Annotated in this window: 13 protein-coding genes and 1 tRNA gene; 5 read left to right on the top strand and 9 right to left on the bottom strand. The window is 58.4% G+C overall.

Annotation, left to right across the window (positions count from 1 at the left end; genetic code table 11):
• Positions 1-8 precede the first annotated feature (8 nt).
• From dhaR to M2416_RS18760, 4 genes are all read left to right on the top strand, one after another.
• Positions 9-1922 (top strand): dihydroxyacetone kinase operon transcriptional regulator DhaR, encoded by a 1914-nt coding sequence (gene dhaR, locus M2416_RS18775; RefSeq protein ID WP_076946603.1) that lies wholly within the window; start codon positions 9-11, stop codon positions 1920-1922.
• Between the two features lie 534 nt (positions 1923-2456).
• Entirely contained in the window at positions 2457-4145 is a 1689-nt protein-coding gene (locus M2416_RS18770; protein ID WP_167691110.1) for an arylsulfatase, read from the top strand.
• Positions 4146-4216: 71 nt separating this feature from the next.
• Positions 4217-5479 (top strand): anaerobic sulfatase maturase, encoded by a 1263-nt coding sequence (locus M2416_RS18765; RefSeq protein WP_076946604.1) that lies wholly within the window; start codon positions 4217-4219, stop codon positions 5477-5479.
• A 50-nt stretch (positions 5480-5529) separates the two neighbouring features.
• Positions 5530-6525: an HAD family hydrolase gene (locus M2416_RS18760; protein ID WP_041147314.1), complete on the top strand. Its 996-nt coding sequence runs from the start codon at positions 5530-5532 to the stop codon at positions 6523-6525.
• Between the two features lie 50 nt (positions 6526-6575).
• Here the strand turns inward: M2416_RS18760 and M2416_RS18755 are convergent, their stop codons facing one another.
• The 8 genes from M2416_RS18755 to M2416_RS18720 all read right to left on the bottom strand — a co-directional run bounded on the left by M2416_RS18755 (position 6576) and on the right by M2416_RS18720 (position 15382).
• On the bottom strand, positions 6576-7592 hold the full coding sequence (locus M2416_RS18755) for an oxygen tolerance domain protein (protein WP_259226304.1): 1017 nt from the start codon (positions 7590-7592) through the stop codon (positions 6576-6578).
• Positions 7589-9112: a vWA domain-containing protein gene (locus tag M2416_RS18750; RefSeq protein WP_259226303.1), complete on the bottom strand. Its 1524-nt coding sequence runs from the start codon at positions 9110-9112 to the stop codon at positions 7589-7591. Before M2416_RS18750 ends, M2416_RS18755 begins: the two co-directional genes overlap by 4 nt.
• A complete protein-coding gene (locus tag M2416_RS18745) occupies positions 9109-10086 on the bottom strand; it encodes a VWA domain-containing protein (protein WP_259226302.1) in 978 nt (325 codons plus the stop codon). Before M2416_RS18745 ends, M2416_RS18750 begins: the two co-directional genes overlap by 4 nt.
• Positions 10079-10519 (bottom strand): DUF4381 family protein, encoded by a 441-nt coding sequence (locus M2416_RS18740; protein WP_259226301.1) that lies wholly within the window; start codon positions 10517-10519, stop codon positions 10079-10081. The genes M2416_RS18745 and M2416_RS18740 overlap by 8 nt, the downstream gene beginning before the upstream one ends.
• Entirely contained in the window at positions 10520-11425 is a 906-nt protein-coding gene (locus M2416_RS18735; protein WP_076946609.1) for a DUF58 domain-containing protein, read from the bottom strand. It lies immediately after the preceding gene.
• On the bottom strand, positions 11425-12423 hold the full coding sequence (locus M2416_RS18730; RefSeq protein WP_115191824.1) for an AAA family ATPase: 999 nt from the start codon (positions 12421-12423) through the stop codon (positions 11425-11427). The genes M2416_RS18735 and M2416_RS18730 overlap by 1 nt, the downstream gene beginning before the upstream one ends.
• Positions 12420-13715 carry an anaerobic sulfatase maturase gene (locus M2416_RS18725; RefSeq protein WP_115191825.1) on the bottom strand — a complete coding sequence of 432 codons (1296 nt, stop codon included), beginning with the start codon at positions 13713-13715 and terminating at the stop codon, positions 12420-12422. Before M2416_RS18725 ends, M2416_RS18730 begins: the two co-directional genes overlap by 4 nt.
• Positions 13716-13804: 89 nt before the next feature.
• On the bottom strand, positions 13805-15382 hold the full coding sequence (locus tag M2416_RS18720; protein WP_041147306.1) for an arylsulfatase: 1578 nt from the start codon (positions 15380-15382) through the stop codon (positions 13805-13807).
• Positions 15383-15724: 342 nt separating this feature from the next.
• Here M2416_RS18720 and M2416_RS18715 point away from each other — a divergent pair, with 342 nt between their 5' ends.
• Entirely contained in the window at positions 15725-16417 is a 693-nt protein-coding gene (locus M2416_RS18715) for a helix-turn-helix domain-containing protein (RefSeq protein WP_259226300.1), read from the top strand.
• A gap of 238 nt (positions 16418-16655) precedes the next feature.
• On the opposite strand, the gene M2416_RS18710 is transcribed toward M2416_RS18715, so the two are convergent.
• Positions 16656-16731, bottom strand: a tRNA-Ile gene (locus M2416_RS18710).
• Between the last annotated feature and the right edge of the window lie 108 nt (positions 16732-16839).

The following is a 16839-nucleotide window of genomic DNA, read 5'->3' as shown; positions in this document are numbered from 1 at the left end:
AAACGGATATGACTGCGCAGACTCAGAGCTTTTCTTCGGTGATAACCCAGTCATGGCATCGCTGCAGCAAGTTTATGCAGCGTGAGACCTGGCAGGCGCCGCACCAGGCGCAGGGGCTGACGTTTGAATCGATCTGTCGGCGCAAAACCGCGCTGCTGACGATTGGTCAGGCGGCGCTCGAGGACGCCTGGGAGTTTATGGATAGCCGTCCCTGCGGGCTGTTTATCCTCGATGAGTCCGCCTGTATTCTCAGCCGCTGCGGCGATCCGCAGACCCTTGACCAGCTTGCCGGGTTGGGCTTTCGCGACGGCAGCTACTGCGCGGAAAGCATTATCGGCAGCTGTGCGCTCTCCCTGGCCTCGATGCTCGGGCAGCCGGTGAAAACCGCCGGCGACAGCCACTTCAAGCAGGCGCTGCGCCCGTGGTCGTTCAGCTCGACGCCGGTATTTGATAACCACGGCCGGCTGTTTGGCTCGATCTCGCTGTGCTGCCTCACGGAGCAGCAGGCAACGTCGGACCTCTCGCTGACCCTCGCCATCGCCCGCGAGGTGGGCAACTCCCTGCTCACCGACAGCCTGCTGGCGGAGTCCAACCGCCATCTGAATCAGATGTACGGCCTGCTGGAAAGCATGGATGACGGGGTGATGGCGTGGAACGAGCAGGGGGTACTGCAGTTTCTCAACGCGCGGGCCGCGACGCTGCTGCATCTCGACGTGCAGGCCAGCCAGGGGCGCAATATCAATGAGCTGGTGACGCTGCCGGCGCTGCTGCGTCGGGCGATTAAGCACGCGCGCGGGCTGAATCATGCGGAGGTGACCTTCGAAAGCCAGCACCAGTTTGTCGATGCGGTGATCACGCTGAAGCCGATTGTCGAAGAGCAGGGCAACAGCTTTATTCTGCTGCTGCACCCGGTGGAGCAGATGCGCCAGCTGATGACCAGCCAGTTGGGCAAGGTGAGCCACACCTTCGAGCAGATGTCGGCGGACGATCCGGAGACCCGGCGCCTGATTCATTTTGGTCGCCAGGCGGCTAGGGGCGCCTTTCCGGTGCTGCTGTGCGGGGAGGAGGGCGTCGGCAAGGAGCTGCTTGGCCAGGCGATTCATAATGAAAGCGAGCGGGCGGGCGGGCCCTATATTGCGGTGAACTGCCAGCTGTACGCCGACGGCGCGCTCGGGCAGGACTTTATGGGCAGCGCGCCGACCGACGACGAAAACGGCCGCCTGAGCCGGCTGGAGCTGGCCAACGGCGGCACCCTGTTTCTGGAAAAAATCGAGTACCTGGCGCCGGAGCTGCAGTCGGCGCTGCTGCAGGTCATTAAGCAGGGCGTACTAACCCGCCTCGACGCCCGCCGCCTGATCCCGGTGGACGTCAAGGTGATCGCCACCACCACCGTCGACCTCGCCAACCTGGTGGAGCAGAACCGCTTTAGCCGCCAGCTGTACTACGCGCTGCACTCGTTTGAGATCGTTATTCCCCCGCTGCGAGCGCGGCGCAACAGCATCACCTCGCTGGTGCATAACCGCCTGCGGAGCCTGGAAAAGCGCTTCTCGTCGCGCCTGAAGGTGGACGACGACGCCCTGGCGCAGCTGGTGAACTACTCGTGGCCCGGGAATGATTTTGAACTGAACAGCATTATTGAAAACGTCGCGATCAGCAGCGATAACGGGCACGTGCGCCTGAGCAACCTGCCGGAGTACCTGTTCACCGAGCGTACCGGCAGCGATACCTCCTCCTCGCTGCTCCCCGCCAGCCTGACGTTTAGCGCCATTGAAAAAGAGGCGATTATCCACGCCGCGAGGGTAACCAGCGGCCGCATCCAGGAGATGTCACAGCTGCTGAATATCGGGCGCACCACGCTGTGGCGAAAAATGAAGCAATATGATATCGACGCCGGCCAGTTTAAGCGTAAACATCTGGAATAAGCGGAAATAGCGGAAGACGACTCTATTTTATTTTTCTTTTTCCGCAATTCGGCGGCGGCGTTACGGCGCCGCGTTAATGTACCGGTGTAATACTTATGTATTACTTTCCGGTTGTATTCTGCGTCGAATAGATTAAATCCGGCTGTAAAAACAAACGCTAAATTTTATGCACCTCTCAGCTTTCCTCAGTCCGTTAAGGGACTGTGCTATGGTTCTTTTAAAAACATCATCTTAGACTGTTCTCACCGTATGGCCCTGCATGACTCGGAATTACCGAAGTGATTAAAACGGCTGCGTTTAGCGCCGGCCTTACCGCTCTGTTTGTTGTGTGAAAATGGCAAAAATAAAGCCCGCGATACTGGATTTTTATAGGCTTATAAACTTCACTTAAACGGCATCTTCTTCGTTACGGTAATAAGCTTTATTCATCTATCTCATTTTTGATGCAAAGATTTAAATTATTCTCTCGAATTCACCCGGTATTATTCAAATATTGAGATAAATCAGACCCATTCTGAGTCATGAGGTTTAGCAATGAAACGAAAGTACAAGGGCATTGGCGTGCTGGCCTTCGCCGCGGGTTCTTTTTTACCGGGCGCCACCGCCCAGGCCGCTGACCAGAATGCGGCAGTGTCAAATGAAGGGACGGCCAGGAAGCCGAATATCATTTTGATTGTTTCTGATGACACCGGTTATGGCGACCTTGGGGTTTACGGCGGAGGGGAAGGGCGCGGTATGCCAACGCCAAACCTCGATCGTATGGCCGATGAGGGGATGACTTTCTTTGATTTCTACGGCCAGCCGAGCAGCACGCCGGGCCGGGCCGCGATGCAAACCGGACGTATCCCCAACCGCAGCGGTATGACCACCGTGGCCTTCCAGGGCCAGGGCGGCGGCCTGCCGAAAGAGGAGTGGACGCTGGCCTCCGTGCTTAAAACCGGGGGATACAAAACGTTCTTTACCGGTAAGTGGCACCTCGGCGAGGCGGATTATGCGCTGCCAAACGCCCAGGGCTATGACGAAATGAAGTATGCCGGCCTGTATCACCTGAATGCCTATACCTACGCCGACCCAACCTGGTTCCCGGATATGGATCCAAAACTTCGCGAGATGTTTGTTCGCGTGACCCGCGGTGCCCTGTCGGGTAATGCCGGTGAGGCGGCGAAGGAAGAGTTCAAAATCAACGGTCAGTACGTGAATACGCCGGTGGTTGACGGCAAAGAGGGCGTGGTGGGCATCCCGTTCTTTGACCGCTACGTTGAAAAGGCCTCCCTCGATTATCTCGACGCCAACGCTAAATCCTCTGAACCGTTCTTTATGAGCATCAACTTCATGAAGAACCACCAGCCGAATATGCCTGACCCGGACTTTATCGGTAAGTCCATGTCGAAGAGCAAATATGCCGACTCGATGGTGGAAATGGATGCGCGCGTTGGCCATATCATGGATAAGCTGCGCCAGCTTGGCCTCGATAAAAACACCCTGGTAGTCTGGACCACCGACAACGGTGCCTGGCAGGACGTCTATCCGGACGCCGGCTATACCCCGTTCCGCGGCACCAAGGGCACCGACCGTGAAGGCGGTAGCCGGGTTCCTGCCATCGCCTGGTGGCCGGGCAAAATTAAAGAGCACAGCCGCAACCATGATATCGTGGGCGGCCTGGACCTGATGGCAACCTTCGCTTCGGTGGCCGGCATTCAGCTACCGACGAAAGACCGCGCCGGCCAGCCTATCATCTTCGATAGCTATGATATCTCTCCGGTGCTGTTCGGGACCGGTAAAGATCCGCGCACCTCGTGGTTCTACTTTACCGAAAATGAGCTCACCCCAGGCGCCGCCCGCGTTGGCAACTACAAGGCGGTATTTAACCTGCGCGGAGATAACGGCGCGAAGACCGGCGGCCTGGCCGTCGATTCTAACCTCGGCTGGAAGGGGCCTGAATCCTACGTCGCGACCGTCCCGCAGATTTTTGACCTCTGGCAGGATCCGCAGGAGCGCTACGATATCTTCATGAACAACTACACCGAGCGGACCTGGACGCTGGTGACCTTCAACGAGGCGATTAACGGGTTGATGAAGACCTATATTCAGTATCCGCCGCGTAAGCCGCAGAGTGAAGCCTACAGCGGCCCCATCACCCTGTCGCAATACCAGCGTTTTAGCAGCGTTCGTGAACAATTACAGAAAGAAGGTTTCCAGCTGGCGATGCCAAACGGGAACTAAACTCTCTCCAGCCCGGTGCGACTCTGCCGGGCTTTTTATTTTTGTGAGCCCCATTACGCAGGTCCTGGTTGATGAAAAAAAGTACCACGATCCCCCTGACGCCGCTGCAGAACCACGGGCGATACCTGCCCGCCTACAAACGCCGCTATCACATGATGGCCAAACCCAGCGGTTCAACCTGCAACCTCGACTGTAACTACTGCTTTTATCTGCATAAAGAGCAGCTTTTGCAGCAGCAGCACGACAAAGGAATGAGCGATGAGGTGCTGGAAAACTTTATTCGCCAGTATATTCAGAGCCAGGACGGCGAAGAGATCATTTTCTCCTGGCAGGGCGGCGAGCCGACCCTGATGGGGCTGGAATTTTTTGAAAAAGTGGTGGCCTTGCAAAAGAAGTATCAGCCGAAGCACCAGCGTATTGAAAACGATCTACAGACCAACGGCGTGCTGATAAACGACAGGTGGGCCGCTTTCCTTAAGGCGCACCGCTTTCTTGTCGGCGTCTCGATTGACGGGCCTCGCGAGATCCATGACCGCTTTCGCGTCACGCGCAGCGGTAAGCCCACCTTCGATAAGGTCATGGCGGGGATCGATGCCCTGAAGCGGCATCAGGTGCCCTTTAACGCGCTGGCGGTCGTCAATCGGGTCAACGCCCGCTTTCCCCGCGAGGTGTACCGCTTTCTGACCCGCGAGCTGGGGGCGACCTATATTCAGTTCACTCCGTGCGTCGAGGCGAGCGATTTTAAAACCACCGCCCCTCAGTTCTGGCGGGAAGAGACCATCCCGCTCACCGGCTCCCGCCGCGCCAGGCCGGGAGATCTCGACTCTATCGTCACCGACTGGTCGGTTGACCCCGACGACTGGGGGCATTTCCTGACCGAAGCCTTCGATGAGTGGGTGACCTACGATTTGGGTCGGGTGCAGGTCAACTTGTTTGAAACCGCCGTGGTGCAAACCATGGGGCTGCCCTCCCAGCTGTGCATCACCGCGCCATTTTGCGGCAAGGCACTGGCCATTGAGAAAAATGGCGACGTCTATTCCTGCGATCACTACGTTTACCCTGAATATAAATTAGGCAACATTCGCGGCCACAAGCTGACGGATATGGTGTTCTCTGAACGACAGAAAGTATTTGGTATGGGCAAGAAAGAGACGCTGCCCGCCTACTGTAAAAGCTGCCCGCATCTGAACCTATGCTGGGGAGAGTGTCCGAAAAATCGCATCGTGCGCGCGCCGGACGGTGAAGAGGGGCTGAACTATCTGTGCCCTGGCTTCCGGCATTTTTACTCTACGGTGAAGCCCACTCTGGAGAAAATTGCCGCGATGCTGAAGTAGCCACGCGGCTATCGCTTCGGTTTGCTGCGCGTAAATGACAAAGGAACAAAATGAAAAAAACAATCTTAATCAGCCTGCTGCTGGCGAGCTTTGGTAGCGCCGCAAGTACCGACATGCTCTCGGCGTGGAAAGACACGTCGGCGAAGCGGGCAATTGAACAGTGGGTGCAAAACTCGACGCGCGAAGGGAGCCCGGACTTTATTCCGCTGAATAAACGCTACGTGGTGTTCGATAACGATGGCACCCTCTGGCCGGAAGCGCCGCTGACCTTCCAGCTCCAGTTCGCGGTGGACGAAGTCAAACGCCTGGAGCCGCAGCATCCGGAGTGGAAAAACGATCCGCTCGTCGCCGCGGTCATGAAGAATGATCTGAAGACGCTGGCGGCATCCGGCGAAAAGGGGCTGCTGCAGCTTCTTGCCCTAACCCACAGCGGGATGACGACGGAGGAGTTTAGCCAGCGCGTCAGCGACTGGTTCGATCATCATCAGGATAAGCGTAGCGGATGCCGCTACGATCAGCTCGGCTATCAGCCGATGCGTCAGCTGCTGGATTATCTGCGCGCCAACGGCTTTAAGACCTGGATAGTTTCCGGCGGCGGCATCGATTTTATGCGCGTGGTCTCGGAAAAAATGTACGCGATCCCGCCGGAGCAGGTGATTGGCTCCTTCGCATTAAGCGAATTTAGCCTCACGGATAATGGCACCCAGCTGCGCAAGACGATGAAAGGGGCCTTCAATGATGATGCCGCGGCGAAGCCGGTCGCTATTCATCTATTCATGGGCCAGCGCCCGGTTGCCGCCTTCGGCAATAGCGACGGCGATCTGGCGATGCTGCAGTACACCGCGGCGAATCCGCACTACAAAACCTTTGAGCTGCTGGTCCACCATACCGATGCGGCGCGGGAATACGCCTACGACAGCCATCCGCCCGCCAGCGGAAAGCTGGTGGAAGGGCTAAAGCAGGCGACGCAAAAAGGCTGGACGGTTGTTGATATGAAGCAGGACTGGAACACCGTGTTTGACCCGGCGCTGTGTAAAGCGCAATAGCCGAACAGGGGCAAAAAGCAGGGGCGCCGATGCGCCCCTTGTTGTCTCGATTAGCGCGGCTTTCTCCCGCTCGGCGTCAGCGGCGGTAGAGGCTGCGGTTGCCAGAAGTTTTGCCACCGCCCGTACAGCCGGCGAAGGCTCCGCTCAAGCCCACTGCGGGTAAACCACATGCCGCCAATGAAAAGTACGGCCAGCGATCCCCACAGCAGATCCCACCATCTTTCCCCTGCCGTCGTGCCGCGCAGCGACGCTTCGGCGCCGGCCGCACGAGCCGGTGCGACCCTGAGTGTTTCTCCGGCGAGCTCGGCGACCTGCCACTGCTGGCTCGCGGTGTTCCACCAGCGCAGCTTAACCGGCGGCAGCACGAGGGTTCCGCTCTGGGTGGGAAGATAGCGCAGCCGCTCCACCCGACGCGTACCGGTAACGTCGCCGCGATCGCCCCGCAGCGGCGTGTTAATTGGCGTGAGGCGCTGGGTTTCTCTGCCCGCAATCGCGTAGAGCAGCGGCGGTATCTGCGCGGGCAGGGCATCCAGGGCATCGACGGTAACAATACGATCGACGACATCCCCGACGCGCAGCGCCGACGCCTTACCGGCGTGGTACTGGCGAATATCCTGCGTCATCGTCAGCCGACTGGCGGGTAAAAAATGGTCTGCCTGGGTGATGCCCGCCGGCCATTTTACGCGCCTTTCCAGCGCCGGAAGGTGCACGGTTACCGGCCCCTGGCTGGCGGACGCCACGGTGACATCAACCGCCGGCAGGCGCAGCGTTCCCTGCTCCCAGGCCGCGGCCTGGCGTTCGAGACGGATCCCGCTCCAGGTAATACCGTTCTTTTTACGCGTGACCAGCTGAGAAGGGAGCGGGGTGCTCAGCAGCTCGCCGTTTTTCACCGCGAAATCCGGCCATTCCGGCGGAGGGTTAAACCAGCTGTCGGTCCAGTAGGTCACCGCCACGCGCACCGGCTGGCCGGGTACCAGCAGCGCCGGGGCGTCGAGCTCGCGGGTGATATCCATCGCCGCATGGGCCGGGAGCGTGGCGATCAGTAGCCACAGAAGCGCTTTTTTCATGGGGCCTTCTCCTCTGCGCCGTTGCGATACAGGCTCTGTAAAAGCCCCGTCGGCGAGACGTCCAGAGCCTCGAACCACTGGTTGACCTGCGGAGTGCTGCCGGCGACGGCGCCCATCTGTTTCTGATCGACCCCCTGATGCTTCTGCAGATCGTGGACGATCTTATCCGGACCATCGTCCATCGCATCGCCCTGCGCCTGCTGGCGTTCACGTTCCTGCTGGCGAATGCGCATCACAATTTGTGCGACTTGCTCGCGATTTTGCAGGGCCAGCGTCCAGTCCGGACGCAGGCTAAGGGCGCGATCGTAGCTGTCGAGCGCCTGCTGCCACTGCTTTTGCTGAGCCTGGCTATTGCCGGTCCATAGCAGGGCTTCCGCCGTTTGCGGGGCCTCGCGAAATGAGCGCGCGGCGAGGGTGAAGCGGCCGGCCCGATACCAGGCGATACCCTGCCACATCGGGTCGTGAAAATGTGCCGCCGCTTCGGCGTAATCGCCCTGTGCAAAAGCGTGCTGCCCCTGGACGTCCGGCGGTATCCACGGGTCCAGCCAGGCCGCTTCCCCGTGCGGCGACCAGAGCAGGGTCGGCAGCAGAAGGGTGATGTAGATGAGCTGGCGTCGCCAGAACAGCAGCAGGATCAGCATCGGGATGACCAACAGGTAGCCGCTATTCTGCCAGCGCAAATCCTGACGGGCGTTATTTTGCTGCGTCACCGATTGCTGGATATGGCTGAGGATCGCCTGCATATCGTCGTTATCGTCGGTGACCAGGGTGACGGGAATGCCGCCGTCGCGTACCTGGCTAAACCGTTCGACGTTGAGCCGGGTATCCACGCCGCGGCTGGCATAACGCTCAGGCAGCGCGCCGCCCGCCGCGGTGCCGGGTACCCAAATTTGCAGCGGCAGGCGCTGGCCTTTCAGCCAGACAGCGTCCGCCGGCGACAGGGTATCGGCCACGAGGATCAGGCTGCGCGGTGCGTCCCGCCCGGCGGGAAGGTTCTTCAGCGCCAGCGCCACCGCCTGCGGCAGCGATGAGCCCTCGCCTTGCGGCAGGAGCGACGGCGTTTGCGCGTTGAGGAAAAGGCTATAAAACTGCGGGTCCTGGGTAAGCGGCGTGGTCAGAAATGCCTGCGAGCTGTAGACCACGAGGCCAAAATGCGCGCCGGGCAGGCGCTGCATCAGGGCGGCGATTTTGCTTTGCATCCGCTGGTGGCGAGAAGGCGCCAGATCCCCGGCGTACATGGCCGGATCCTGTTGCAGGATAACCATCACATTGCTTTGCGGCGTCAGCGCCGCCGGCAGCTCGCGTTGCCAGGTGGGGCCCGCGAGCGCGATAACGCCAAGGGCGAGCAGCCAGGGCAGCAGGTTGGCGAGGCGCCTGCGGCGATGGATAATTAACGAGCGAAAGGGTTTATCCAGCAGCCTATGCCAGGCGGAGCGTCCGCTATGCGGGAGCCACGCCAGCGCCGCGCAGAGCAGCAGGGCCGTTAAGCGCCAGGGGTAGATAAAGTGAACGTTGCTCATGCCAATTTCTCCCGGACATAGCGGCCCACAGCGAGCGTCAATAGCAGCAATAGCGCCGTGGAAAGCGGCCACGGATAGAGCGCTTTGTGCCACGACCAGCCGAGGCTTTTTACCTGCACCGGAGTGATGGCATCGATTTTTTGCCACACCTCGTCCAGCGCGCTGCCGGAGCGCGCGGCGGTCCAGGCGTGGCCGCCGGTGGTTTTGGCGATGCGCTGCAGTAGGGCCAGGTCGACCTTGTCGTTGTCGCGGCTGTTAGGATCGCCGAAGGCGATGGTATGCACCTGTACGTGGTGCTCTGCGGCGAGCTTCGCCGCCAGCATAGGGGGAAGCTGCGAGGCGGTGTCGTTGCCGTCGGTCAGAAGAATCGCCAGCTTATCGGCCCGGCTATCGGGGCCTGCATCCAGCACTTTTACCGCCACGCCAAGGGCATCGCCAATGGCGGTCTGTTGGCCAATCATTCCCGGCGCCAGCTGATTAATCCGCGTTTGCAGCGCCTGTTTATCCTCGCTGATGGGGGCAAACGGCCACGCCTTAGTGGCAAAAATAACCATGCCAATACGGTCCGAACGGCGGCTAGCGACGAACTTGCGCAGGGAGTCCTGTACCGCCTGCTGGCGCGTGATGCCGCCTTCGACGTCGGTTTTGCCCATTGAGCCAGAGACGTCGATGATGAGCACGATGTCGCGCATTGGCCTGGTGATGTACTGCGGCGGCGTCAGGTATTCCGGGCGCGCCAGCGCGCAGATAAGCAGCGACCAGATTAACCAGAACAGGAGCGCTCCGCGCCTGCTGCCGCGCTCGGGACGGGCATCGAGCTTAAGCGCATCGATAAGCGAGGGTAGAAAGGGGACCCGCACCTGCTCCGGCACCGTTTTACCCGGCTGCGGCAGATAACGGGTGACCAGAGGCAGGAGGAGCAGAAGCCCGGCCCAGGGCCAGGCAAAATCAATCCGCGTGAGCCATTCAGACATTCGGTAGCTCCTTTAGCCAGCGGGCAAGCTGGCGGCGAAGGCGCGCCGACTGTTCATCGCTCAGCGCGTTATCGGCCCGGCAGTAGCGGGCAATCATTTGCCGACGCAGGTCATCGTCGATGGCTATTGGCGCCAGGACTGCTTTCGGTGCCAGGGCCCGGCTCATCTCCTGACGAGGCCGGTGAACCAGTTGGACCCGCTTAATCAGCTGTAGCCAGCTATCGACGGTCTGCGGCTGGGCTAGCGCGCCCAGGGCTTCTCGCCGCCAGCGGTTGCGGCGCCAGCGGGCGTAGCGGGTGATACACAGCGCGATGGCGAGCAGCAGCAGGCCGCAGATCAGCAGATCCCAGCCGAGAGGGAGTGGGAACCATGACGCCGCCGGAGGGAGCACGGGGTCCCGCAGGGCAGGAACCACATAGCCTTTCTCAAACATTTAAATACCCTTTTGTAACTGGCGCAGCAGATCCTGAGCAACCGTCAGGTGATTCACCTTGATACCCAATCGGCTCAGGTCACGCTGCTGTTGCGCCAGCCTGACGGTAATCTGCTGTCGTATTTCGTGGCTGAGCGCGGGTGAAAGGGAGACGTTGGCCTCGCGTCCGGCGTAGCGGGCAGCCAGGGATCCGCTACGCGGCAGGCGCAGATGGAGATCGTCAAAAATAATAAAGGCGCTGATTTCACAGCGGCGACGAAGGTGGGCCAGCAGGGCCTGCGCGCGGGCGTCGAGATCGTGAAAGTCGCTCACAATCGCCACCCATGCGCCATGCGGAACGGCGTGGGCGGCGCGCTGCAGGATGTGCGCCAGCGATAGCGAGCCGTCAGGCTCCGCGGGATACTGTGCGGGCAGCAGCCGGTTGTAGCGCTGCAGATCGTCAAGGATGGCGGGCAGACCGCTGCGCGGGGAGCGGCATTTTTGCAGCGCCAGCGTCGTATCGTTAAAGATGAGGCTTCCTACCCGATCGCCGTCGTGATGACAGCGCCAGGCCAGCAGCGCGGCGGCTTTCGCGGCGGCGACCGATTTAGTTTGCCCGCGCGTCGCAAAATACATATCCAGGCGCTGATCGACCAGCAAAAAGACCGGGCGCTCGCGCTCTTCGTTATAGAGCCGTATCCACGGCGAACGCAGGCGCGCCGTGGCCTGCCAGTCAATCATGCGCACATCGTCGCCGGGCTGATAGCGGCGCAGGCTGTCGAAGTTAAGGCCGCGTCCCCGCTGGCGAGAAACGCGTTCGCCTGACAGCGCGCCCGGCGGGATCTGCCCGGGCGGGTTGGCTATCAACCGCGCCAGCGGGGCGAGGTCGAGTAGCGCCTGGCGATCGATGCTCAGCTCGGCGGCCATCAAACCACCACGGCGTTAAGCAGCATGGCGACAACATCGTCGGCGCTGCAGCCGTCGGCATTGGCCTGATAGCTGAGCATCAGGCGATGGCGCATCACCGGCGGGGCAATATACTGCACATCGTCGGGGAGCACGGCGTCGCGGCCTTCAAGCCAGGCCTGCGCGCGGGCGCAGCGCTCCAGGGCCAGGGTGCCGCGCGGGCTAAGGCCAAAGGTGAGATAGCTCGCCAGCTGCTCGCTTACGCTTTGCGGCGCGCGGGAAGCGTTGACCAGATCGACAATATAGGTTTCGATGATCGATGAGACGTGGATATCCGCAATCTCCCGCCAGCAGGAGGCAATCTCCTGTTGCGAAAGCATCAGCGCTTCCGGCTGGGGCGGCGTTTTTTCAGGCGTCAGGCCGCGATATTTCTCCTGCTGCTCCGCGCGCACGAGCTGCATGACGCGCTGTTCGTGCTCTTTAGACGGATAGCCGACCTGCACTTTCATCAGGAAGCGGTCAAGCTGAGCTTCCGGTAGCGGCCAGGTTCCCTCCTGATCGACGGGGTTTTGCGTGGCCAGCACCATAAAGACGCCGGGCAGCGGCCAGCTTTTACCGGCGACGGTGACGTGCCGCTCTTCCATTGCTTCCAGCAGCGCGGACTGCACGCGGGCAGAGGCGCGGTTAATTTCATCTGCCAGGATGATGTTGCCAAAAACGGGCCCCGGGCGGAAACGGAACTGATCCTCTTCACGAGTCGCGTTTTGCTGATAGATCTCGCTGCCGGTGATGTCGGAGGGCAGCAGGTCCGGCGTAAACTGAATGCGGCGGAATTCGCCGCTAATGTGGCCCGCCAGTTCGCGCACGGCGCGCGTTTTCGCGAGGCCCGGCAGGCCTTCGAGAAGAATGTGGCCGTCGCAGAGCAGGGCGATGATCAGCATGCGTACCAGCGTCTCCTGGCCGAGAACCTGAGCGTTCATGCGCTGCTCCAGCTGGAGGATGTTATCGCGGATATTCATCGTGCTACTCCGTTAAAATCACGCGTCGCCAGGGTGACGATGCCCGCCAGAATGGGTTCGGCGTAGTTGAAGAAGGCTTTAATACCCGGGCAGAGATAGTTCAGGCCGAGCTCGCCGTCCGCCGCGCGAACCAGGCGATTTTTCGGGCATTCGCCGTGACACAGCTTCAGGTACGGGCACTCTTTACACTGTTTTGGCAAGGTAGCGCATTTACCCATACCGAACGCCTGCTGGCGCTCGGAAAAAGCCATGCGGGCCAGAGTGTTATCGGCGATATTGCCCATCTGATACTGGGGGTAGACGTAGTGGTCGCAGGAAAAAACGTCGCCGTTTTTTTCGATGGCGAGTCCTTTCCCGCAGAATTCAGAGGTGGTGCAGATTTGCGCCGGCATGCCCATCATCTGGGCGACGGCGGTTTCGAATAAATTGACCTGTACGCGCCCGAGGTCGTTGTTAACCCACTCTTCGAAGGTCGCGGTCAGGAAGCTTCCCCACTCCTCAGGGTCAACCGACCAGTCGGTGACGATGGCGTCGAGATCTCCCGGGCGAGCCCGGCGGCTGCCGACGACGGGAATGGTATCGTCGTGCCAGAAGTGGGGGGCGGTACGGGTGAAGTCCACCGGTTCAACGCAGGGGTTATACTGCACGTAGGTCGCGCCCAGCTCGCGAGTGACAAAGCGATACACCTCTAGCGGAAAGCGGGCGTTGGTGCGGTTTACGGTGACCAGAGCGTTAAAGGGGACGCCGTGGCGTTTCAGGGCATCGGCTCCGGCCATCACCTTGTCGAAGGTGGGCTTGCCGCTGCGGGTCAGGCGGTAGCGGTCGTGGAGCTCGCGGGGGCCGTCAATCGACAGTCCCACCAGGAAGCGGTGCTCTTTGAGAAATTCAGCCCACCTGTCGTTGAGCAAAATCCCGTTGGTTTGCAGGTCATTTTCAATTTTCTGGCCGGGCTTTTGATACATTTTTTGGAATTTCACCACTTTGTGGAAAAACTCCAGCCCCATCAGCGTGGGTTCGCCACCCTGCCAGGAGAAGACTATCTGTTCGCCATCCTGACCGTCGATATACTGGCGAATAAAATTCTCCAGTACCTCATCGCTCATGTTGCAGTGGGCCTCCTGCTGCAGCAGTTCTTCTTTGTGCAGGTAGAAGCAGTAGGTGCAGTCGAGGTTGCATGCTGAGCCGGTAGGTTTGGCCATCACGTGAAAGCGGCGTTGATATTGTGGTCCGTTACCCGCGTACTTTTCTGCCGAGGGTAGCGCTTTAACGGGCACAGTAGTGCTGTGTTTCATCAATAACTCCTGGATCGATAGGTCGAGGGTAAAGCGGAGAGGGGAAGCGGCAACGGGGGCGGCGAACCGCCCCTGAAGTAGAGGTGCCGTTATTTGTTGGCGTTAGCGCCCTGCTCGAGCATCGCGCCGACATCGGAAACGGTGAATGAGCCTGGTTTCTGACGCGGGGGGAACTCTTTGAAGGTTGCCAGCATATCTTTCGCTGACTTCTGCGCGCCGCCCAGCAGGAACAGACGGTCGTAGAACCAGCTGTCGTAACCCATACCGTCAGTACCTTTTTCTAACGGATCGGCTTCAAGATCGAAGATCAGCGGCGTGCGCAGCTTGGTGAACGGATAGCGCCACAGATCAAGACCGGTATGTTCCTGAATCATAAAGTGGATTTTCCAGCGTCCCTGGCGCATAGCCAGCAGATCGCCGTCATCGCTCCAGTAGAAGAACTCGTTACGCTGGTCCTTCGCTTTACCCTGCAGGAAGTCGAGCTGGTTGTAGCCGTCCAGGTGAACTTTGTAGGTGATCGACGGCGTCTTATAGCCTTTCAGCAGCTCCTGCTTGATACCGGCGTCGCCCGCGGCGGCAGCCAGCGTCGGGAACCAGTCGTAGCTGGCGAACATATCGTTAATAACGGTGCCCGGCTTGATGTGGTTCGGCCATTTGATCATTGCCGGTACGCGGAAGCCGCCTTCCCAGCCGGTGTTTTTCTCGCCGCGGAACGGCGTTTCGCCGCCGTCTGGCCAGGTTGCGGTCATCGGGCCGTTATCGGTGGTGTAGATAACGATCGTATTATCTTCGATGCCCAGATCTTTGATTTTCTTAAGCACTTCACCAACGGTCTTATCGTGCTCAACCATACCGTCGGCATAGGTTCCGAGGCCGGTTGCACCAATGCTGGCGTCTTTGAGGTGCGTTTTGTTGTGCATACGGGTGGTGTTATACCAGGTGAAGAACGGCTTCCCGGCTTTTACCTGGCGTTCCATAAAGTCGTTATTCGCCGCCAGGGTTTCATCATCCACGGTACCCATGCGCTTCACGGTTAACGGACCGGTATCTTCAATTTTGCCGTCAGCGCTGCTCTTGATGACGCCGCGTGGGCCAAACTGCTTGCGGAATGCCGGATCTTTCGGATAGTCCGGGTTTTCCGGCTCTTCTTCAGCGTTCAGGTGGTACAGGTTGCCGAGGAACTCGTCGAAGCCGTGCGCGGTCGGCAGGAACTCATCGCGGTCGCCGAGATGGTTTTTACCAAACTGACCGGTGGCATAGCCAAGCTGCTTGAGGATATTGGCGATAGTCGGGTCTTCTTTCTGCAGACCCTGCGGAGCGCCCGGCATACCGACTTTACTCATCCCGGTACGGAACGGCATCTGGCCGGTAATGAAAGCCGAACGACCGGCCGTCGAGCTTTGCTCGGCGTAATAGGAGGTAAACTTCGCCCCCTGCGCGGCGATGCTATCGATGTTCGGCGTTTTATAGCCCATCATGCCCTGGTTATAGGTACTCAGGTTCCAGTAACCGATATCATCACCGAAAATAACGACGATGTTCGGCTTAGATGCATTTTGCTTTGTGGGGGCGGCATTCGTCGCGGCATGTGCCACGGTGGCGGCGCCTGAGACTAACGTCAGCATACTGGCTAACATTGTTCTCTTGAACGGAATATGTTTAAACATTATCGAGTTCCTTTTATTTTACTTTGCGCAGGGTTACACGGCGTAAAATAGGTTGTTGGTGAAGTGCTTTGTTTATTTTTAAAATATCAAGGTGAGATTTATTTAAAAATAAATCAGCTGCTTCAGCGATCGTGAAAACCAGGTGTTCATGTTTTCGTCGGTTTTCGCATTCTACGAAGATAGATGGTGGTATACGAGAGGGGAGTCTCTTAAGGGACTCAAAATTTTAGGCGGTCACTATTTCGCGGCGCAACAATATGAACAAAAGATGCTATAGTTAATTGACGAATTTAATCTTAGATGCGTATTTTTAACTGTTTTTAAAAGGAATTGTGAGGTGATATGAAAACTGCCTATTCCGGGTTCATTGATAACTATAATGATACGGTGGTCAACGATATCGAAATTATCCAACCGTTAATTTCTGCCCGGCAGCCGAGAATCATCAGAGATAACGGCGTTTTCAAAGTGAATCAAGGTGAAATCGTTATTGTGGTTGACGGCATTGTCTCCGTGGAGATTGAGTACAACGTTGGCTTTGGCGCCGAAGACAGGGGCGGGCAGGGGCGTAAAAAAAAGGAGATGCTGCAGATCGGAAAAGGACTGCGGGGGATGATCTTTGGAATTATTGAAAATTACGGTCCAGCAATCGCCCTAAAATATACTGCCAAAAAAAATGTTAAGATCGTGATCTGCGATAAGGAGCTGTTCGAGCGTTATTTTATTCAGCGCGACCGCTTTGCCTATCTGATGGAGATCATGGCATTTCAGCTGGCATTAATTATCGATGCCCATCATGAAAAAAATCTTCCCTCGCGATATGACACGATAAAGTCGATGATTTATCGCTATAAAAAGCAAAAGGATGAAGGGGTTTTACATGATAAAAGCCTGGCGAGCTTTATCCTTAAACGTACTAAAATGTCCCGTAGCCATCTTTTTAGAGTGCTGGCTGAATTAAAAACCGGGGGGTATATAAAAATCGAGAATGGCGTACTGGTCGAGATTGTTAACGAGCTTCCCGATAAATATTAGGGTGCGCTGCTTAATAAGCATGAGGCTATTCGGCCGGCGCCAAAGTTTAAATATGGCCGGCGGCTGGACTTGATGCGGCGGTGCGGAGATGTTAGCCGGGGCAACAATGGGGATGGCGCATGGCATCAAAGGCAGCGGTGTGGCTCCGCGGGTATCGTACGAGCTCTCTGCCGGCCTGATGTGGGCGCGTTCTGAAAAGAGTAAGGGCCGACGATTGCTCGCCAGCCCTTGCTGTGTTTGGTGGCCCCTGCTGGACTTGAACCAGCGACCAAGCGATTATGAGTCGCCTGCTCTAACCACTGAGCTAAGGGGCCGTGGCGAGGGATTATAAAGTAACTGGCAGATGCAATCCAGCCTAAAACGCGCGGCTGCTGTTTTTATAAACAACGCATTTTCAATCCTTTATAATTAGCTTTTAGCTA

It is taken from the genome of Klebsiella sp. BIGb0132, assembly GCF_024810075.1.
Lineage (GTDB): Bacteria > Pseudomonadota > Gammaproteobacteria > Enterobacterales > Enterobacteriaceae > Klebsiella > Klebsiella terrigena.
This window is presented reverse-complemented; position numbering and strand designations above follow the sequence as displayed.